The sequence below is a fragment of the Salegentibacter sp. BLCTC genome (assembly GCF_015143665.1).
Lineage (GTDB): Bacteria > Bacteroidota > Bacteroidia > Flavobacteriales > Flavobacteriaceae > Salegentibacter > Salegentibacter maritimus.
In genome coordinates this window covers 126,327-146,357 of the sequence record NZ_WYEW01000001.1, presented here as the reverse complement: position 1 = coordinate 146,357, position 20,031 = coordinate 126,327, and the positions used below count along the sequence as shown (strand labels likewise).

The 20,031-nt window shown below is 36.4% G+C and carries 15 protein-coding genes; 7 read left to right on the top strand and 8 right to left on the bottom strand.

All coding sequences use genetic code 11. From position 1 onward, the window contains the following. Positions 1–264 precede the first annotated feature (264 nt). From ppk1 to GUB10_RS00665, 3 genes are read left to right on the top strand one after another with little or no spacing between them, the layout of a single operon-like run. Positions 265–2,319, top strand: coding sequence for a polyphosphate kinase 1 (gene ppk1, locus GUB10_RS00675; RefSeq protein WP_193709521.1), 2,055 nt, complete (start codon positions 265–267; stop codon positions 2,317–2,319). Then, a complete protein-coding gene (locus GUB10_RS00670; protein WP_193709520.1) occupies positions 2,316–3,167 on the top strand; it encodes a substrate-binding domain-containing protein in 852 nt (283 codons plus the stop codon). The genes ppk1 and GUB10_RS00670 overlap by 4 nt, the downstream gene beginning before the upstream one ends. A gap of 59 nt (positions 3,168–3,226) precedes the next feature. Then, a complete protein-coding gene (locus GUB10_RS00665) occupies positions 3,227–3,775 on the top strand; it encodes a hypothetical protein (RefSeq protein WP_227740263.1) in 549 nt (182 codons plus the stop codon). Positions 3,776–3,777: 2 nt separating this feature from the next. On the opposite strand, the gene GUB10_RS00660 is transcribed toward GUB10_RS00665, so the two are convergent. Continuing rightward, on the bottom strand, positions 3,778–4,443 hold the full coding sequence (locus GUB10_RS00660; RefSeq protein WP_193709519.1) for a uracil-DNA glycosylase: 666 nt from the start codon (positions 4,441–4,443) through the stop codon (positions 3,778–3,780). A 46-nt stretch (positions 4,444–4,489) separates the two neighbouring features. Here GUB10_RS00660 and GUB10_RS00655 point away from each other — a divergent pair, with 46 nt between their 5' ends. After that, the gene (locus GUB10_RS00655) at positions 4,490–6,676 is read left to right on the top strand and encodes a DNA mismatch repair protein MutS (RefSeq protein ID WP_193709518.1); all 2,187 of its coding nucleotides are present in this window, start codon (positions 4,490–4,492) and stop codon (positions 6,674–6,676) included. Position 6,677: 1 nt separating this feature from the next. Next, positions 6,678–7,091 carry a thiol-disulfide oxidoreductase DCC family protein gene (locus GUB10_RS00650; protein ID WP_193709517.1) on the top strand — a complete coding sequence of 138 codons (414 nt, stop codon included), beginning with the start codon at positions 6,678–6,680 and terminating at the stop codon, positions 7,089–7,091. Here the strand turns inward: GUB10_RS00650 and GUB10_RS00645 are convergent. Both GUB10_RS00645 and aroC read right to left on the bottom strand, forming a co-directional pair. After that, the gene (locus tag GUB10_RS00645; protein ID WP_193709516.1) at positions 7,088–8,434 is read right to left on the bottom strand and encodes a dicarboxylate/amino acid:cation symporter; all 1,347 of its coding nucleotides are present in this window, start codon (positions 8,432–8,434) and stop codon (positions 7,088–7,090) included. The genes GUB10_RS00650 and GUB10_RS00645 overlap by 4 nt on opposite strands. A 28-nt stretch (positions 8,435–8,462) precedes the next feature. After that, positions 8,463–9,527 carry a chorismate synthase gene (gene aroC / locus GUB10_RS00640; RefSeq protein ID WP_193709515.1) on the bottom strand — a complete coding sequence of 355 codons (1,065 nt, stop codon included), beginning with the start codon at positions 9,525–9,527 and terminating at the stop codon, positions 8,463–8,465. A 175-nt stretch (positions 9,528–9,702) separates the two neighbouring features. Between aroC and GUB10_RS00635 the strand changes: the two genes are divergently transcribed. Then, complete coding sequence (locus tag GUB10_RS00635; RefSeq protein ID WP_193709514.1) at positions 9,703–10,500, top strand: UDP-2,3-diacylglucosamine diphosphatase; 798 nt, start codon at positions 9,703–9,705, stop codon at positions 10,498–10,500. Here GUB10_RS00635 and GUB10_RS00630 read toward each other — a convergent pair. Then, complete coding sequence (locus tag GUB10_RS00630) at positions 10,497–13,415, bottom strand: FAD-binding and (Fe-S)-binding domain-containing protein (protein WP_193709513.1); 2,919 nt, start codon at positions 13,413–13,415, stop codon at positions 10,497–10,499. The genes GUB10_RS00635 and GUB10_RS00630 overlap by 4 nt on opposite strands. Positions 13,416–13,555: 140 nt before the next feature. On the opposite strand from GUB10_RS00630, the gene GUB10_RS00625 reads away from it, so the two are divergent. Next, complete coding sequence (locus GUB10_RS00625; protein ID WP_193709512.1) at positions 13,556–14,059, top strand: hypothetical protein; 504 nt, start codon at positions 13,556–13,558, stop codon at positions 14,057–14,059. A 105-nt stretch (positions 14,060–14,164) separates the two neighbouring features. Here the strand turns inward: GUB10_RS00625 and bshA are convergent, their stop codons facing one another. From bshA to GUB10_RS00605, 4 genes are all read right to left on the bottom strand, one after another. Continuing rightward, positions 14,165–15,301 carry an N-acetyl-alpha-D-glucosaminyl L-malate synthase BshA gene (gene bshA, locus GUB10_RS00620; protein WP_193709511.1) on the bottom strand — a complete coding sequence of 379 codons (1,137 nt, stop codon included), beginning with the start codon at positions 15,299–15,301 and terminating at the stop codon, positions 14,165–14,167. A 209-nt stretch (positions 15,302–15,510) separates the two neighbouring features. Further along, entirely contained in the window at positions 15,511–18,438 is a 2,928-nt protein-coding gene (locus GUB10_RS00615) for a glycoside hydrolase family 3 N-terminal domain-containing protein (RefSeq protein WP_193709510.1), read from the bottom strand. Beyond that, entirely contained in the window at positions 18,438–18,923 is a 486-nt protein-coding gene (locus GUB10_RS00610; RefSeq protein WP_193709509.1) for an ABC transporter ATPase, read from the bottom strand. The genes GUB10_RS00615 and GUB10_RS00610 overlap by 1 nt, the downstream gene beginning before the upstream one ends. A gap of 295 nt (positions 18,924–19,218) precedes the next feature. Next, complete coding sequence (locus GUB10_RS00605) at positions 19,219–20,010, bottom strand: (Fe-S)-binding protein (RefSeq protein ID WP_193709508.1); 792 nt, start codon at positions 20,008–20,010, stop codon at positions 19,219–19,221. Positions 20,011–20,031 lie beyond the last annotated feature (21 nt).

The window sequence follows — 20,031 nt, the reverse complement described above, 5'->3', positions numbered from 1 at the left end:
GGTAGGGAATCGAATAAAAAAGTTTAGAATAAGTTTTAATTCGATGTATTAAAAGTAGTTAGTAGGCTTTGCTTTTAAAATGGAGGAAAACCCATAATTTTAGAAAGATTATTCATGTTAAACCATCTATTTTTCTAAATTTCTAAGATTTATTAGTATTTGAAGTTGATACAATAGAAACCGGGGTAGGCAACTGTTTTTAACACAATATTAAAAACAATGCTCTAGCCTTATTTGTATTTTTGATTAAACCAGAAATCAATAATGCAGGAACCACAGGAAATTCCATTAAGGCATAGAGACCTTAATTGGCTTAGTTTTAATGCAAGAGTTTTACAAGAGGCTGAAGATAAGATCAATCCGCTTTACGAGCGGATTCGTTTTTTAGCTATTTTCTCTTCTAACCTGGATGAATATTTTAGGGTACGGGTGGCCCAACTTAGGCAAATGAAGCGAGTAGAAAAAAGTATTCGAAAAAAACTCGCTTTGAAACCTTCTAAAATAACCAGGGAAATTCTTGAAGAAGTTAAACTACAACAACAGAAATTTGGGGAGATTTACCAAAAACAAATTTTACCCGAACTCGCCAGGAATAATATATATCTTTTGGATGCCGGTCATTTTAATGATTTGCAAAGAGAATTTGTTGCAAATTATTTTCAGCAAGAGATAGTAACTCATATTAAACCACAAATAATAGATATTTCAAGAAAAAATGAGCTCTTTTTAGAAAATGCCGAGCTGTATTTTGTGGTAAACTTTATCAATAAAGAAAAACTAGGAATTGTTAATATACCTGTAGGTAAATGCGGTAGGTTTGTTAAGTTACAAGGCGACGGCCAAAAGAACTCTATTACTTTCCTTGATGAAATTATTAGAAGTCAAATAAACAGCTTGTTTCAGGATCAAGAAATAGAAGGTGTTTATGAAATTAAACTTTCACGTGATGCCGAGTTATATATTGATGATATTTATGAGGGTGCATTAGCCGAAAAGATTTATGATTCGCTGGGACAAAGAAGCGATGGGCAACCAACCAGGTTGCTTTATGATGCCGAAATGCCCGATTTTTTGCATAAAAGGCTTAGAAAACTTCTAAATCTTGGAAAAATAGATATGATGCCGGGTGGGAAATATCATAATTTTAATGATTTTTTCTCGTTCCCCGATCCTACTAAAAATCCTGATTTACACTTTAGAGAACTACCGGAAATTGAGCATAAAGTTTTAGCTAATTCCAGGAATTATTTTGAGACAATTTCTAAAAAAGACCAGGCAGTTCATTTCCCATATATGTCTTTTTCATATGTAGAAAATTTCCTGGAACAAGCTGTAAACGACAAAAAGGTTATAGCCATTAAAATTTCCTTATATCGTGTTGCCGATGAATCCAGGTTAACCAGTTTGCTATTAAAAGCTTTAGAGAATAAGAAAAAAGTGACCGTATTTGTAGAAGCAAAAGCCAGGTTCGATGAGGAAAACAATATAGTATGGGGACGTAAATTTGAAAAAAAGGGAGCTAAAGTAATATACTCCTACCCTAAGATTAAAGTACATTCCAAAATTATGCTGGTTCAACGTATGGAAGATGATAAGCTTATTAATTATTCATATATAGGCACCGGTAATTTTAACAGTGAAACCTCTAAAATATACTGCGATCATGCTATTTTCACTTCTAATAAACAAATTGCTAAGGAATTATCGCGCTTGTTCAAAGTATTGGAGGGAGAGCTTATTATTCCTAGGGAAAAAAACTTGTTGATCTCCCCTTTTTCTACACGACAGGAATTTATAAAACTTATCTATAACGAAATTGATAATGCCCGGGAAGGAAAAAAAGCAAAGATTACCGCCAAGATGAACAGTCTAGAAGATCCTGAAATGATCGATTTACTTTACAAAGCCAGTAATGCAGGTGTAGAAATAAGATTGCTTGTAAGGGGTTTTAGCTGTTTAATTCCGGGAATAAAAGGTTTAAGTGAAAATATTTATATTACTAGTATTGTAGACAGGTTTTTGGAGCACGGTAGAATTTATATTTTTGAAAATGGAGGGGACGGAAAAATGTATTATGGCAGTGCCGATTGGATGTCCAGAAACCTTTCACGTAGAATTGAGGTGCTCTCCCCTATTTTAGACAAAGAAATAGCACAGGAATTTAAAGAGATTTTAGATATTCAATTAAAAGATAACGTAAAAGCAAGAATTCAGGATGTAGATGAAAAGAATGAATATGTGCAAAAAGGAGAAAATGAAAAATCGGTGCGTTCACAATATGAGATTTACAATTATTTAAAGGAAAAACACAGTTTATGAAAACGATAAAAGTAGGTGGGGTACCAGAACATTTTAACCTTCCATGGCATTTATGTATAGAAGAAAAGCTCTTTGAAGCTAAGGGTTTAAATGTAATTTGGAAAGATTTCCCCGGAGGCACTGGTGCAATGAACCAGGCTTTACGCTCGGGTGAAATTGATGTCGCTGTAATATTAACTGAAGGAATTATAAAAGATATCCATGCCGGAAATAATAGTAAAATTATACAAACTTATATTGGTACTCCTTTAATTTGGGGAATTCACGTAGCTGCAGCCTCTAAATATAAATCGGTTGAAGAACTTAAGAACACTAAAGCTGCAATTAGTAGAAATGGCAGCGGATCACATCTTATGGCTTATGTAAACGCACAAAACCACGAGTGGGACACTAAGAACCTTCAATTTGAGATAGTAAAAGACCTGGACGGTGCGGTAAAAGCTTTAAGCGAAGATAAAGCACAATATTTTATGTGGGAACATTTTACCACAAAACCATTGGTAGATAAACGAATTTTTAGAAGATTGGCAGATTGTCCAACTCCCTGGTCCTGTTTTGTTATTGCCGCCAGAAACGAATCTTTAAAAAATGAACCGGAACGATTAAGAACCATGTTGGAAGTATTAAATGACGAAACCAACCGCTTTAAAGATCTTCCCAAGATTGCCGAAAAATTGGCTGAAAAATATGATCAAAAACTAGAGGATATTAAAAAATGGTTGGAAATTACATCCTGGAGCCAGGAGCAATTATCTGAAAACGAGATAGAAAAAGTTCAGGATAAATTGCTTGAGCTTAATTTAATCTCAAAAAAAATGCCCGTTTCTGAATTTATTCATAATTTGTAGCCATTATTTATATCTCATCCCCCATTAAATGAAAAAATTATTTTTATCACTTTTCTTGCTTGTCTCAGGCTTCACTTTCGCGCAAGAAGATTCATCCATTACCAATAACACTCCCGATAAAAGGGATATATATAGCCCAAAATGAAATAAGCATTGGTGCCTTAAACCTGATTGCTTTTGGAGCTCTGGATCTTAACTATGAACGAATTTTGGATAAGAATTCCAGTTGGGGTGTAGAAGTATTCATTCAGGCTTTAGATAAAGATAGCGAAGATGTGGCCGATGCTTTTACCAAAGATTTATCCTTAACCGGAAAATACAAATATTTCTTTGGCGATAATTATGCCCGCGGATTTTATGTTCACGGTTTCGGAATGCTTTCCAACGGAGAATATGATGAAACCTATATTAGTGAACCAAACGGAAACGGTTATTATGAATATGAAAATTATACCGATTTCGCCCTTGGTTTTGGTGTGGGGGGTAAATTTGTTGCCAGCGGCGGATTTTTCCTGGATCTCGGTGCAGGTATTGGTAGAAACCTATTCAATGATAATGCACCTACCATTGTAGGTCAATTTAATGTAAATGTTGGATTCCGCTTTTAAGCTTACCAATCTATTGGTTCTTTTCCCTTTTGCTTCAAATAAGTATTTGCTTTGCTAAAATGTTTATTACCAAACCAGTAACCTCGATTTGCACTTAAGGGTGAAGGATGACCGCTGGTTAAAATAAGATGTTTTGAGGAGTCAATTTTGGCTCCTTTCTTTTTGGCATATCCCCCCCAAAGCATAAAAACTACATTTTCTTTTTCTGCCGAAATAATTTCAATAACCTTATCGGTAAACAGCTCCCAGCCCTTTTTCTGATGAGAGCCTGCCTGTTGGGCCCTAACAGTAAGTGTTGCATTCAACAACAAAACGCCCTGATTAGCCCAGCGTTCAAGATTTCCCGAATTTGGAACAGGTTTGCCCAGATCGTTCTCTATTTCCTTAAATATATTTTGCAAAGAAGGTGGAAAAGGAATTCCTTCGTTAACCGAAAAAGAGAGCCCGTTCGCCTGCCCAGGCCCGTGATAAGGATCCTGGCCTAAGATAACCACTTTTGTACTGGTAAACGTAGCACGATCAAAAGCAGCGAAGATATCTTTTCCTTTTGGATAACAGGTATTACTAGTATACTCCTCCCTTACAAAATTTGTAAGATTCTTAAAATAGTCCTTTTCAAATTCCTGGGCCAGTTCTTTTTTCCAGCTGGGGTGTATCGCTACCTTCATTTTATTAAGTAAATTTGCAGAGCCTCAAAAGTAGGGAAATTTATTTATGATTAAAATTGCACCAAAAAGCCTTATAGACCTTGAGTTTCCTGTTGTTTGCCAACAAATTTCAGACTTGTGCATTACAGGACCGGGCAAGGAAAAAGCTTTAAAACTTAAACCGTATAAAACGGGAAACGCGACTATTTTTGGACTTCACCAAACCAACGAATATGTTAGCTCTAAAACCAGGGAAAGCAGAATACCAAATCACGGTTTCGAAACTATAAAAAATGAACTTCGTACTTTAGAAATTGAAGATTCTATTTTGGAGGTAGGAAGTTTCAGGAAAATATCTAACCTTTCTGAAACTGTAAATACGCATATTAAATTTTTTCGAAAATTTGAAGAATATTACCCTAGTTTATACAAGACTACTTCAGAAATAGAATATACAACAGAGATTGTAGAAAATATTGGACGTGTAATCGATAAATTTGGGGAATTAAAGGATGATGCCTCTCCTTTATTACAGTCGCTTAGACGATCTATTAACTCGGTTAAAGGGCAAATTAATTCAAGTTTTTCAAAAGCGCTTAGCACCTATCATTCTTATGGATATTTGGATGAAATTAGGGAGAGTGTGGTAGAAAATGTAAGGGTTTTGGCCGTAAGTGCTATGCACCGGCGTAAAGTTAAAGGTGGAATATTGGGAAATTCCAAAACCGGAAGTATTGTTTACATTCAGCCGGAAGCCACCTACCAGTATACCCGTGAACTCAATAATCTTGAGTATGAAGAAAAAGAGGAAATAAAGAGAATTCTAAAGGAATTAACTAATAAAATAAGGCCCTTTAAACCTCTTTTAATAGATTATCAGGAGTTACTTTGTGAAATAGATGTTATTGCCGCCAAAGCCAAATATGCTGAAAAGATTAATGGTTTACTTCCAAAAATCACAAAAGAGCGGGAAATTCAGCTTAAGGATGCCTATCATCCACTACTCTATTTAAGCAATAAGAAAAAAGGGGATAAAACTTTTCCGCAAAGTATTGAGCTTTCAAAAGATAATAGAATTATTGTTATTTCCGGTCCTAATGCAGGAGGAAAAAGTATTACTTTAAAAACTGTAGGCCTGTTACAGGTTATGTTGCAAAGCGGAATTTTAATACCGGTGCACGAATACAGTAGAATGTGTCTTTTTGAAAAAATACTTACCGATATTGGAGACAACCAATCTATTGAAAACCATCTGAGCACGTATAGCTACCGATTGAAAAATATGAATTATTTTCTTCGGAAATGCGATGATAGGACCCTTTTTTTAATCGATGAATTTGGAACAGGAAGTGACCCTGAACTTGGTGGTGCCCTGGCTGAAACTTTTCTTGAAGTTTTCTACGAAAAGGAATCTTTTGGTATTTTAACTACGCATTACGCCAATTTAAAGAAGCTGGCCAATGAAATGCCAAATATGAGCAATGCCAATATGCTTTTTGATTCCAGTAGTTTAGAGCCAATTTTTAAACTTCAGGTTGGTGAGGCCGGCAGTTCGTTTACTTTTGAAGTAGCCCAAAAAAATGGAATTCCATATAGTCTTATTAACCGCTCCCGAAAAAAGGTAGAAAAAGGTAAAATAAGGTTTGACAGAAGTATTGCCAAGCTGCAAAAAGAACGTTCAAAACTTCAAAAAACAACAGATTCTTTAAAAACAAAAGAGCTAAAGGCTGCTCAGGAAAAAGATAAGCTTGAAGAAACCAACTCCAGGATTCAGCAAAAACTGGAAAGCTATCAGGAATTATATGATAGTAACCAGCGACTTATTTACATGGGGCAAAAAGTGAACGAATTAAGTGAGAAATATTTTCAGAATAAAAAGAAAAAAGAGCTTATTGGCGAATTTCTGAAATTTGTGGAAATAGAAAACTCTAAACGAAAAAAAGAATCGGCTAAACAGCGAAAAATACAGAAGGAGAAAGAGAAGAAAGTACAGCAGGAAGTAAAGAAAAAGGTTTCGGTTATAAGGAAGAAGAAAAAAGAGGAAAAGGCCAAGATTTCAGAGAAAGAGAGACAGGAAGCCAACAAGCCAAAGGTAGATCCTAAAATTGGTGATAGGGTTAGATTAAAAGATAGCCGTTCTGTAGGAACCCTGGATAAAATAGAAAAAGGAAAAGCCACGGTTAACTATGGGATGTTTACTACGCAAGTAGATGTAGATAAACTGGAGTTAGTACAGGCAATGAAAAAGAAATAATATGGAATTACCAAAAGATAAAAAAATCATCCTTTTTGATGGCGTCTGTAACTTATGTAACGGGGCAGTTACTTTTATAATCAAACACGATAAAAAAGATATATTTCGCTTTGCCTCTTTGCAAAGTGAACTGGGTAAAAAACTGGTTGCAGAACGAGGAATGGATCCTGAAGAACTGGATTCTATAATCTTAATTGATCCGGGAGTGGCTTATTACAGAAAATCTACCGCTGCCCTCGAAATTTCAAGGGAACTTTCCGGCGGCTATTCTTTTCTTAAAAATCTGCTCTTTATACCCGAAGGCCTACGAGACAGTATTTACAATTTTATAGCAAATAATCGCTACAAATGGTATGGCAAAAAAGAATCTTGCATGATACCAACCCCCGAATTAAAGGCTAAGTTTCTTGATTAAACTTTTTCCTCTTCCTCTACATTGGCCTTAGCTTCTTTACTCTTTGGGTGATAGTTATCATCCCATTCTTTTACATTAGGTGGTCCCATTTTATTTACAGATTTTGCTACCATAAGTGAAACCGCAGCATCTCCCGTAACATTTACGGTGGTTCGGCACATATCCAGAGGCCGGTCTACGGCAAAAATAAGTGCTAGTCCTGCTTCCGGGATTCCGGCTTGTGCCAGTACAATTACCAACATTACCATTCCTGCTCCGGGCACGGCTGCAGAACCAATAGAAGCTAATGTAGCTGTTGCAATAATTCCAAGTTGTGCAGCAAAGCTAAGATCCATTCCAAACGCCTGTGCAATAAAAACTGCAGCAACGGCCTGGTAAAGACTTGTACCATCCATATTTATAGTGGCACCAATAGGTAGCACAAAACTGGAAACCTCGGGGCTAACCCCCATATGCTCCTCTACCCTTTCCATAGTAACCGGTAGTGTAGCTGCACTGGAACTGGTAGAAAAAGCCAGCAATTGGGCAGGGGAAATACCATTAATAAAAAAAGAGGGTTTGTTTTTGGTAACTATCCATACAAGTAAAATATAAAAACCAATCATTAAGGCCAATCCAGAAAGTACAGTAACACCATACATGGCAAGGGCTGCAAATAAATCGGTGCTTGGTGACTCTACTACCAAAGCGGCTAATAATGCAAATACACCATAAGGGGCCGTTAGCATTATTAAATCAATCATTTTTAAAATTACTTCATTAAAACCATCAAAAAAATCCTTTACCGGTTTTGCTGTTTTTTCGGGGATAAGTATAAGTCCTATACCAAAGAAAATTGCGAAGAAAATAACCTGTAGCATATTAGCATTATCACCTGCAGCGGCAAAAATATTATTGGGCACAATATCTTCTAGAGCCTGTAAAGGGCCAGATTCTCTTTGTTTATCGGCGTTGGCTTTTATACCAGATGCGTCTCCTTCGTAACTTGTAATTAAATCCTGTTGGGTTTCGGCAGTAATGGCATTTCCCGGTTTAATAAGGTTCACCATAGTTAGACCTATAGAAACCGCTATTATCGTGGTAAAAATATAAATACCAATAGTACGTGCTCCCATTTTAGAAAGCTTTGAAATATCTTTGAGATCGGAAATTCCTTTTATTAAAGAGGCCAAAATAAGCGGCACTGCAATAAGTTTAAGGGCATTTATAAAAATATTACCAAAAGGTTTTATCCAGTCTTCAATAAACTGTGCTCCCCAATTAAAATTGGTAAGAATTAGAGCAAATACAACCCCTGCTGCCATTCCTAATAAAATCTGCCAGTGCAGTGCAAGTTTCTTCATGGGATATAAATTTCAGGATTTAAATCGATTAAATTTTTGAACTTTTATTCTGAAGGAAATAATCGGCTATTACCAGTGCTGCCATAGCTTCTACAATAGGCACAGCTCTTGGTACCACACAGGGATCGTGTCTTCCTCTTCCCTGCATCTCAACATTTTCTCCTTGTTTGTTTATAGTTTCTTGTTTTTGCATAATAGTAGCCACGGGTTTAAAAGCTACATTAAAATAAATATCCATCCCGTTAGAAATTCCGCCCTGTATTCCACCACTTAGGTTCGTTTGGGTACTTCCGTCTTCATTAAAGAGATCGTTATGTTCGCTACCTTTCATGGTGGTACCTTCGAACCCGCTACCATATTCGAAGCCCTTAACGGCATTTATAGAAAGCATTGCTTTACCCAGCTCTGCATGAAGCTTGTCAAAAACAGGTTCTCCCAATCCTTTTGGAACGTTTTTAATCACACATTGTACGGTTCCTCCAACAGTATCGCCGTCTTTTTTAATCTCTTTTATATAAGCCTCCATTTTCGCTGCTGAATCAGGATCAGGACATCGCACCGCATTGGTTTCAATAAGGGATAAATCAAGGTCTTTTATATCTTTTTCCAAGCCTATTTTTCCTACCGAAGCTGTATAAGCGGTAAATTCCAGGCCATGCAAAAATTGTTTTGCTATAGCACCGGCCACTACCCTACAAGCAGTTTCCCGCGCCGAAGACCTGCCGCCTCCCCTATAGTCACGTACGCCATATTTTTCATCATAGGTATAATCGGCGTGACTGGGACGATATGTATCTTTTATATGCGAATAGTCTTTAGATTTTTGATTGGCATTTTTAATAACAAAGCCAATAGGAGTACCCGTAGTTTTTCCTTCAAAAATCCCGGAATAGAACTCTACGGTATCTGGTTCCTTTCTTTGTGTTACAATAGCCGATTGTCCAGGCTTTCTTCTGTTAAGTTCAGTTTGTATTTTTTCTGTATCTAACTGAATTCCCGCAGGACATCCGTCTATAATTCCGCCAATTGCCTCTCCGTGAGACTCTCCAAATGTGGTAAGTTTAAATAGTTTTCCGAAGGAATTTCCTGCCATTTTTTTGATTTTGAACAAATGTAATTTTTTCAGCCAATATTTAAAAATGTATCTTCATTAATATTAACATAACAAATAACTCACATATTAATGATTTGGTAAATATTCTATAAAATTAATTGAAGCTAATAAACTACTGTTTTTTGGTTATTTGTATGCAAAGATATACATCACATTGCTTAAAAAGAGAAAACCAGAAATAGTAGTAATATCAGATGTTCATTTGGGTACTTTTGGTGCTCATGCGGCAGAGCTTTGCGAATACCTGGAAAGCATTCAACCTAAAAAACTTATTCTTAACGGAGATTTTATTGACATTTGGCAATTTAGAAAAAGTTACTTCCCAAAATCACATTTAGAAGTAATTAAAAAGATTATTGATCTTAATAGTCAGGGAACAGAGGTTGTCTATATCACGGGGAATCACGACGAGTTTTTAAGAAAATTTAGTGATACACAAATTGGAAAACTACAAATTACCGATAAATTAGTTTTAAACTTAGATGGGAAGGAAGCCTGGTTTTTTCACGGTGATGTTTTTGATGCCGGAATTCAAAATGCAAAATGGATCGCTAAACTTGGTGGCTGGGGTTACGATTTATTGATTTTAGTGAACCGATTATTGAACCATATTCTACTAAAGATGGGTAAAAAGAAATATTCTCTCTCTAAAAAGATTAAAAACAGTGTTAAAAATGCCGGGAAATTTATAGCTAGTTTTGAAAAAACAGTCTCAGATCTGGCTATTGAGCAAGGATACAAATATGTGATATGCGGCCATATTCACCAACCTAAAATTATAAGAAAAACTACCAAAAAAGGAACCTGCCTATATTTAAACTCGGGCGATTGGGTAGAAAATCTTAGTGCACTTGAGTACGAAAATGAAAAATGGAACCTTACCTATTTCAAAAATTTAAAACCGCTACCAAAACATCTGGTAGCGGCTGTAACTATTTTGAAGAGAGATTAAACCAAAGCCTCCTTTAAAATACTCACCGGGTGCTTTGCCTGGCGTTTTGTTCCATCAAATATCTGATGCCTACAACTTGTTCCGTTAGCTGAAATTAGCGTTTGTTGATCGGCTTTTCTCACTGCGGGGAATAAGCTTTGCTCCCCTATACTCATACTTACCTCATAATGTTCTTTCTCATAACCGAAAGAACCTGCCATCCCACAACATCCTGATGGGATTATACTCACTTTAAAGTTTTTTGGAAGATTAAGTATATCAAAACTCACCGCAGTATTAGACAATGCTTTTTGGTGGCAATGTCCATGTATTTTTATCGTTTTTTCTTCTGAAGTAAACTGCTCTGAACGTATATTACCCAGAGAAATTTCCTTTTTTAGAAATTCTTCGATGATAAAAGTATTGCCTGCCAATTTTTCCGCTTCCTCTTTATCATTGGCCAGTCTCAAATATTCATCCCGAAAAGTTAAAATAGCCGATGGCTCAACACCAATTAATGGCGTATTTTCAGATATTAGATCTTTAAAAATAGCTATGTTTTTGTTGGCAAAAACCTTTGCTTCTTCTAAAAATCCTTTTGAAATATGACTCCTGCCACTTTCTTCGTGCTTTATAATTTCTATCCTGTAATTAAGCTTGTAAAGTAGCTCCAACGCATCAATTCCTATTTCTGAATCCAGAAAATTTGTAAACTCATCATTAAAGACATAAACAGTTTTAATTGGGTTTTTAATTTGAAAGCGTTCTTTATTTTTTAAATAATAATTTGAGAGGCTTGTTTTAGCCAAAACAGGTAGACTTCTTTCCGGGGCGACCCCCATTATTTTTTTAGCTAAACCTGATGTTATCCCATTTTTGAAGAAAAAGTTGGCAAGTCCCGGTGTTTTAGACGCCAAAGCATTCATTTTAGCATTATTGGCAAATGCTTTATTCCTAAAGCTCTTACCATTCTCTTTTTGATATTGATACTGAAATTCGGCTTTTAAAGCAGCTACATCTACACTGGAAGGACATTCGCTTTTACAGCCCTTACAACTAATGCAAAGATCGAAAGCGTTTTTTATTTCCTCGTGGTTAAACCTATTGTTTTTATCTGAATTAGTTAAAAATTCCCGTAATGTATTTGCCCGGGCACGCGTGGTATCTTTTTCATCTTTGGTAGCACGATAACTTGGGCACATTGTACCTCCCGCTTCAACCGATTTTCTACAATCGCCACTACCATTACATTTTTCAGAAAGTTTTAAAATACCCTCCGCTTCCGAAAAATCCATAAGCGTAGAAATCTCGGGTTCCTTCCTATCTACTTCATATCTCAGGGAAGTATCCATAGGAGCGGTATCTGTTATTTTTCCCGGGTTAAAAATATTATGCGGGTCAAAAGTGAATTTAATATCGCGAAGTAATTCGTAGTTATGCGAACCAATCATCATTTCAATAAATTCAGCCCTTACCCTACCATCTCCGTGTTCGCCACTTAAAGAACCATTGTATTTTTTTACCAGTTTAGCCACATCGGTAGTAATACTTCTAAAGAGTTTTACATCTTCCGATTTCTTTAAATTTAAAATTGGACGTAGATGAATTTCTCCGGCACCGGCGTGTGCGTAATACACGGCATCCTGGCCATAGCTATTCATAATTTGGGCGAATTCTGAGATATAATCGGCCAAATAGGGAATTGCGACTGCGGTATCTTCTATACAGGCTACGGCTTTTTTATCTCCTACGATATTACCCAGAAGTCCGAGGCCGGCTTTTCTTAATTCCATCGCCAATTCTATCTGCTCGCCCATTAAAATGGGGTAAGCATAACTTAATTTGGCATTTTTTAGCGTATCTAAAACCTGCTGGCTTTGCTGTAATACTTCTTCAGCGGTATTTGCCCTAATTTCCAGCATTAATATCGCCTTTGGATCACCTTCAATAAAAAACCGGTTTTCCTTATATTTTAAGTTTTGTTTTGTGCAATCTAAGATGGTTTTATCCATCATTTCACATGTAAACAGCGAGTGCTTCATAACCGGAACAACGGCTTGCATACAATTCTCTATGCTATCAAAGTGTGCTGCAATCATCGCCGATTGAGGCGGTTGAAGCTCATCTAGCTTCAGGGTGATTTCGGTTGTAAAGGCTAAAGTACCTTCACTTCCGCAAAGCAATTTGCAAAGGTTTAATGGCTCGTTAGAATCTTCAGAAAAAACATTGGCATAGAGCAATTCGTCTATGGCGTAACCGGTATTTCTTCTATGTAAGCTCTTAGGAGGGAATTTAGCTATAAGTTCTTTTTTATTTTCCTCAGAAGATAGTTGTTCATTTATCTTTCGGTAAATATCACCTTCCAGGTTCTTTAACTTTAACTTTTCCTGAAACTCTTCCTTTGAAATATCCCTAAACTCAGCTTCGGTACCATCGCTTAAAATTGTCTTTAAGGAAACCAGTTTTTCCCTAGTTGTGCCATACTTAATAGAGGTGGTGCCACTAGAATTGTTTCCTACCATACCCCCAATCATACAACGGTTGGAAGTTGATGTATTGGGGCCAAAAAACAAATTAAATTGATTTAAATACCTATTTAAATCGTCGCGAATTACCCCGGGTTGCAAACTTACCGTTTTAGCTTGCTCATCTACCTGAAAAATTCGTGTAAAATGTTTAGAGACATCTACTACAATTCCGTCACCTACACATTGTCCTGCCAGAGAGGTTCCCGCAGTTCTTGGAATTAGTGAAGTACTATTGTTTCTTGCAAATTTTATAAGTGTTTTTAAATCCTCTTCGTTCTTTGGGTAACATACAGCTAAAGGTATTTCGCGATATACAGAGGCATCGGTTGCATACATTGAGCGCCACATTTTATCGTCATATAACTGACCCTCAATTTCCTGCGCTAATTGGTGAAGTTTTGCTTTCATAATTGTGGATAAAAATAGAGAAATTCTCCCAAAGTCACTTAACAGATTTTTAAGCAATATTAACAATAGATTGGCGTATGATTCGTTTTATATCTTGTTTTAACATTTAAATTTGCCCACGATATTAAAAAAAGCTAATCATGAAAAAATTAATTTTACTTGCCGTTTTTGTAATCGGTGCCACGTTTTATAATCAAGCTGAAGCGCAAAGTATTTCTGATAACGCAATAGGTCTTAGATTTGGTGGTGGTGACGGTGTAGGTGCTGAAATTTCTTATCAACGAGCACTGGGAACTAACAACAATCGTTTAGAATTGGATTTAGGTTGGAGAGATAACAGCGCTTATGATGCTTTTAAACTTACCGGACTTTACCAGTGGGTTTGGAATATAGAAGGAGGATTTAACTGGTATGTAGGTGCCGGTGCCGGACTTTTAGGAGTTGATGATACCCGTTTTAATGACAGAGATGGTGACGATGGAACTTACCTTTTTCTTGCAGGGGACATTGGTTTAGAATATAACTTTGATATTCCTTTACTACTTTCTCTAGATTTTAGACCAGAATTTGGTTTATACAGTGATAATGATGTTTTAAATCCTTTCTCTCCCGATATAGCACTTGGGGTAAGGTACCAATTCTAGTATTTACTGGATAGAATATATTTAACACCTCTCTGGTTTACCAGGAGGCACTTTACACAAAAGGATAGAAATCAAAAAGAGGCCGATTTAAATCGGCCTCTTTTTTTATACCACAGTTTGTTGTAAGGCCTTCTTATAAATATCTTCATAAAGTGGCACTATATTTTGTATATCAAATTTTTCGGCAACTTTGCGGGCTCCTTGTTTAAAGCTTTCCAGGGTTTCATCATTCTCCAGGATTTTTAAAGACCTGGAAGCCATTTCTTCCACATCGCCCACATTACTTAAATAACCTGAAACGCCATCTATATTAACCTCTGGCAAACCTCCGGTATTTGTAGAGACAACAGCAACACCATTAACCATAGCTTCTAAAGCCGAAAGCCCAAAGCTCTCTTTTTCTGAAGGCAATAAAAATAAATCTGAAAAGCATAGAATTTTATCTATTTCATGGCTTTGCCCTAAAAACATCACTTTGTCTGAAATATTTAGTTCGTCTACCAAATCTTCAGCCGCTTCTTTTTCGGGGCCTTCCCCTACCATCATTAGCTTAGCGTCAATCCTCTTCTGGATCTTGTAAAAGATTTTAATTACATCATCTATTCGCTTAACTTTTCTAAAGTTACTAATATGGGTAATTATTTTTTCCTTTTTCTCGGCCATCATTTCCCGCTGGCAATCTGTGAATTCTTTTTTATCATATTTACTACAGTCTATAAAGTTTGGTACAACCTTTATTTCATTTTTAATTTTAAAGAATTTTAAGGTGTCTTCTTTTAAACTATTAGATACTGAAGTTACCACATCACTATTGTTAATGCTAAAGGTTACCGCCGGCTTATAGAACGGATGATTCCCTACCAACGTAATATCTGTACCATGAAGCGTGGTAACCATAGGTAGGTTAATGCCTTCTTCTGCAAGCATTTTTTTAGCCATATATCCGGCATAGGCATGCGGAATAGCATAATGCACATGCAACAGCTCTATATTGAATTGTTTTACCACATTTACCAGTTTACTGCTTAAAGCGAGTTCGTAAGGTTGGTAATGGAAAAGCGGGTATTCTGGAACGTGTACTTCATGGAATCGTACATTGCCCGACAACTGGTCTAAACGAACAGGTTGACTGTAGGTAACAAAATGTATTTCGTGACCGCGTTTAGCAAGGGCCAACCCTAGCTCTGTAGCTACCACTCCACTACCACCAAAGGTAGGATAACAAACAATGGCTATTTTCATTAAGTATAATTTGCTCGATTATCGAGATTTAAATGCCCCGAAGCCTGCTTCGAAACAAAAATAATTCTTCTATGAAATCAACCCAAAATTAAATTTTGAGATGGTTTATTCGGCAAATGAGATATTTTACAAAGCCGATTGGTTTTGACATTAAGTTAAACAAAGCTTGAAGACTTTTCGAGGATCTTTAGACTTTAAAAATTTATCTCTTAGAAATCTATAGCCTCATAAATCACTTTCTGTATTCTTGATCTTACATCTTCCCTTATTAATGTTCTATTAGTCGCATCGGGAAAGGTTCTATTAGACAAAAATACATAAACAATTTCTTCTTCAGGGTCTGCCCAGGCAAATGTACCGGTAAAACCACTATGCCCAAAACTTTCCATAGAAAGACAATTACAGGTTGGGCCTGAGGTTCCCAGTTGTGGTTTGTCGAAACCAACGCCACGCCTTACATCCTGATCACAATAATAACAGGTATTAAATTTAGAAATGGTTTCAGCCTTAAAATATTCTGTGCCGCCATAAATCCCTTTATTCAAAAAAACATGCATTATTTTGGCAACATCGTTGGCATTGCTAAATAGGCCTGCGTGTCCACCAACACCTCCCTGTAGAGCTGCCCCCTGGTCATGTACTACCCCTTGAATGAGCTGTCTTCGCCAAAGTTTATCTATCTCGGTAGGAACTATTTGTTCCAAAGGAAATTTGGTTGTTGGCAAATACCCGGTATGTGTAGCTCCCAATGGTTTATAGATTTTCTCCTGGGTAAGTTCATGTAAAGATTTATTATAATAGCCTTCTAAATAATATTTAAGAATATGGAAAGGTAGATCACTGTATTTGTAATCCAATCTTCTTTCTAGCTCACTATCCCTTATAATAGTAATGATACTATCTTTCATATCATTTCTAAGGTACATCTCATTAGCCACTTTTGTGCTAAAATTAGCAGAAGGCGTTTTTTGAAAATATTCTTTAGAGGGTAACCTGGTTTTTCTATCTATGGTATTTATATGAAAGGGAATCCATGATTTTAACCTGGCATAATGCATTAACATATCCTGCAATCTAATATTGGCTTTATTAGAATTTTTAAAGACAGGCATCATCTCCTCTAATTTTGTATCAAAACTCACAATTCCATTTTCTTCCTGTTCCATAATTAAGGGCAGGGTTGCCAGTATCTTTGTTAAAGAAGCCAGATCGTAAATTGAAGTGTCTGAAACCGGAGTTTTTTTATTGTAAGTGTGATATCCAAAGTTTTTATTATAAACAACCTTTCCTTTTCTTGCTATTAAAATTTGGGCTCCGGGCGTCATTTTTTTATCAATGGCTTCCGTTATAATATCGTCTATTCTGCTTAATTCGTTAGAGTTTAAACCAACACTTTCCGGTAAACCATAAGAAAGTCTTTGGATACTTTTTGTATGGTAACCGGTTCCTTCGGGAAAATTATCGCCAATACTTACGGGAAGTTTTCCTTTTGCCCCAATGGCTCCAAATATTAACTGCGCAGCTTTTTGCTGTGCTACCGGGTGATTTTGATAGTTTACCAAAATACCTTCCAATTCCTGTAAACCTCTAAAATCGCTTAAAGCATACGGACTCGAAAACAGGCTAAGGATTGTTTTATTTTTTTTGGCTATTTGGTGAATCCAATGTAGCTCTGCTGCCGAAAATTTATAAGAAGCCCAGGGATTATTATTAGATTTATGATAACCTAAAATAACCAAATCATAGCTAGTAAGTTTATTTTGCAAGTCATTGAGGTGAACTGCTGAAACCCAATCTACATTTGCATATTTCCTAAGCTCTTTTAAAAAAGGACTTCCGTTGGCATCCCCAAAATTAACATAGGCAATCCTGGTATTGGCAAGTTCTTTAACAGGTAAAATACCTTTGTTGTTTTTTATTAGGCTTAAAGCGTTCTCAAAAAGTCTTTCAAGTAAAGCTTCATCCCTTACGGTATTGAGTTCTTCTGAAAGAAAGTTTTCCTGAACCATTTTTTTCTCAGATAAGCCGACTTTATACTTTGCCTGAAGTATCTTTTTAACCGAATGTGCCAATCTTTCAGAGGTGATAATATTATTCTTAAAAGCATTAATTAATACTTCTGATGCCACTTCAAGTCTTTCTGGCATTAAAAGCATATCATTACCGGCTAAAAAGGCCCTTAATTCGGCATCTCCCGGTTCGGTATTGCTTGTAAGACCTTTCATATTTAAAGCATCGGTAAAAACAAGTCCGTTAAAATTCATTTGATCTTTTAAAAGATCTGTTATTATTGCTTTTGAAAGTGAAGATGGCGTATTCCTATTTTCCTGAAGCGCCGGCACGTTTAAATGCCCTACCATTACACTGGATAGGCCGTGTGCAATTAAAGGGTAATAAGGGTACAACTCTATATTCTCCAATCGTTCTTTGGAATAAGGAATTGTAGGTAATATTTTATGGGAATCTGCATCTGTATCTCCGTGACCCGGGAAATGTTTGGCACTTGATAAAATCCCTTCCTGATGCATTCCTCGCATAAAAGCAAGGGATTTTTCAGCTACATTTATTTTATTTTCTCCAAAACTTCGGTTTCCAATAATCGGATTTTTGGAATTGGTATTAATATCTACCACCGGGGCAAAATTAATGTGTACACCTAAACGCCTGGTATTACGGGAAATCGAAGCTCCGGCATCTTCAATTAATTTATTATTCTGAATAGCACCCAGGGTCATATTCCAGGGAAGCGCAAAAGTAGAATCAAGGCGCATGGCCAGGCCCCATTCGGCATCCATCCCAATAAGCAGTGGGGTTTTGGCAATTTCCTGAAACTCATTTGTTAATTTAGCCTGTCTTAAAGGCCCACCTTTAGAAAAAATAACCCCGCCAATATTTCCTTCTTCGACATATTTCCTGGCTTGTTCAATATAAGTTTCACCACTTCCGGAAGAAACACTTATCATAAATAATTGACCAATTTTCTCCTGAAGGCTCAATGAGTTATATACGCTATCTACCCATTTTTTTTGAGCCTCCACATCTGTGGTGAACAAAGGATTATTTTGCGCCGATAGCACAGAGAAGACAAAAATAAAACAGGTGGTAAGTAAGATTTTCGGGCTAGATGTAGGTTTCATCAATTAAGAAAACGCTTATGCCAACTTTCTGCAGCAGGAACTTCCCAATCTGAAAGAAATTCAGCTTTATTGTTTACCAAATTATTAAAGACTATTGTTTTAGGAGAAACTGCCTTTTGTTTGGCCATTTTCCTAAAATCTGATAAGCTTTTATAGGCCACAAATTCACCTTGTTTATAGGAGACATTCATTTTATCTAAAAGATCTACGTTATAATCTTTCTCCAATTGTTGAATGAAATGCACAGAAGCATCTATAGAACAACCGGAAGCAGCATTTATTTGCTGATCTAGCGCCAGAACAATAAAACGTTTGTATTTAATTAGGTAGCCCGCTTTTAATTCGGCTCCATGGGCCGTCCATTGTGTAACAAATTGGTCTAAACGGGATTGTATTTCTTCTAATTCTTCATTGGTGAAAGATCGGTTTGCCTGGTAGATCCAAACCCTTGAAGAATCGGTTAGATTTTCGAATGGTACTAACATAAATTGCTAAAATTATATTTTCACAAAACTAATTGATTTAGCTTATGTCTCAAATATAGTTATGCCTTTTAACGTTTGATTTTTTTACTCGATAATTGAGATTAAACAATGCCGGCCTTTTATGGATATTAAAGTAAATATTCATCTAATAGCGTCCCTGTTTTTCGTCAGGTACTTTATAAAATTATGACGTCTAAACTATAAGGTAAGCAAGACTAAATAGAGGTATAATATTGCTCAGCAGCTATTAAAACGCTTAACTTAATTGAACAAAGCTATTTGTTGGAAATATTAACTATAAATCCTGAGCGTTAGCAATAAGTTCTGCGACATCCATTACTGCTACACTATCTTCTTTATTTTTCCCTTTTACCCCATCTGTCATCATGGTATTACAAAAGGGACAACCAGCAGCAATAACTTCAGGTTTTACTTCCATAGCCTGCTCGGTTCTTTCTATATTTACATCTTTGTTACCAGGTTCCGGCTCTTTAAACATTTGGCCACCACCGGCACCGCAACAGAGTCCGTTAGATTTACACTTACGCATTTCTACGAGTTCTACTTCCAGCTTTCGAAGTAGATCACGTGGAGCTTCATATTCGCCGTTGGCACGCCCTAAATAACAAGGGTCATGAAATGTGATACGTTTGCCTTTAAATTTTCCACCCTCAACTTTTAACTTCCCTTCATTTAAAAGAGCTTTTAAAAATTGCGTATGGTGCATTACTTCGTAATTACCACCCAGGGCCGGATACTCATTTTTTATTGTATTAAAGCAGTGAGGACAAGCGGTTACTACTTTTTCTATTTCGTAACCATTAAGAACCTCTATATTTGTTGCAGCCTGCATTTGAAAAAGAAATTCGTTACCCGCCCGCTTTGCAGGGTCTCCGGTACAACTCTCTTCTGTTCCCAAGACGGCAAAATCTACCCCTGCTGCATGTAAAAGTTTTACAAAAGCTTTAGTTATTTTCTTTGCCCTATCATCAAAACTACCGGCACAGCCCACCCAAAATAATACTTCAGGTTTTTTACCCGCTGCCATATACTCGGCCATTGTAGGTACTTTTAATGCTTCTGCCATATCTAAATGTTTTTAATTTTT

Coding starts and splice junctions, on each gene's coding strand:
- aroC (WP_193709515.1), bottom strand. CDS start 9,527: ATGGCAGGAAATTCCTTCGGAAAACTATTTAAACTTACCACATTTGGA.
- GUB10_RS00655 (WP_193709518.1), top strand. CDS start 4,490: ATGATTAAAATTGCACCAAAAAGCCTTATAGACCTTGAGTTTCCTGTT.
- GUB10_RS00650 (WP_193709517.1), top strand. CDS start 6,678: ATGGAATTACCAAAAGATAAAAAAATCATCCTTTTTGATGGCGTCTGT.
- GUB10_RS00670 (WP_193709520.1), top strand. CDS start 2,316: ATGAAAACGATAAAAGTAGGTGGGGTACCAGAACATTTTAACCTTCCA.
- bshA (WP_193709511.1), bottom strand. CDS start 15,301: ATGAAAATAGCCATTGTTTGTTATCCTACCTTTGGTGGTAGTGGAGTG.
- GUB10_RS00615 (WP_193709510.1), bottom strand. CDS start 18,438: ATGAAACCTACATCTAGCCCGAAAATCTTACTTACCACCTGTTTTATT.
- GUB10_RS00630 (WP_193709513.1), bottom strand. CDS start 13,415: ATGAAAGCAAAACTTCACCAATTAGCGCAGGAAATTGAGGGTCAGTTA.
- GUB10_RS00645 (WP_193709516.1), bottom strand. CDS start 8,434: ATGAAGAAACTTGCACTGCACTGGCAGATTTTATTAGGAATGGCAGCA.
- ppk1 (WP_193709521.1), top strand. CDS start 265: ATGCAGGAACCACAGGAAATTCCATTAAGGCATAGAGACCTTAATTGG.
- GUB10_RS00610 (WP_193709509.1), bottom strand. CDS start 18,923: ATGTTAGTACCATTCGAAAATCTAACCGATTCTTCAAGGGTTTGGATC.
- GUB10_RS00605 (WP_193709508.1), bottom strand. CDS start 20,010: ATGGCAGAAGCATTAAAAGTACCTACAATGGCCGAGTATATGGCAGCG.
- GUB10_RS00625 (WP_193709512.1), top strand. CDS start 13,556: ATGAAAAAATTAATTTTACTTGCCGTTTTTGTAATCGGTGCCACGTTT.
- GUB10_RS00660 (WP_193709519.1), bottom strand. CDS start 4,443: ATGAAGGTAGCGATACACCCCAGCTGGAAAAAAGAACTGGCCCAGGAA.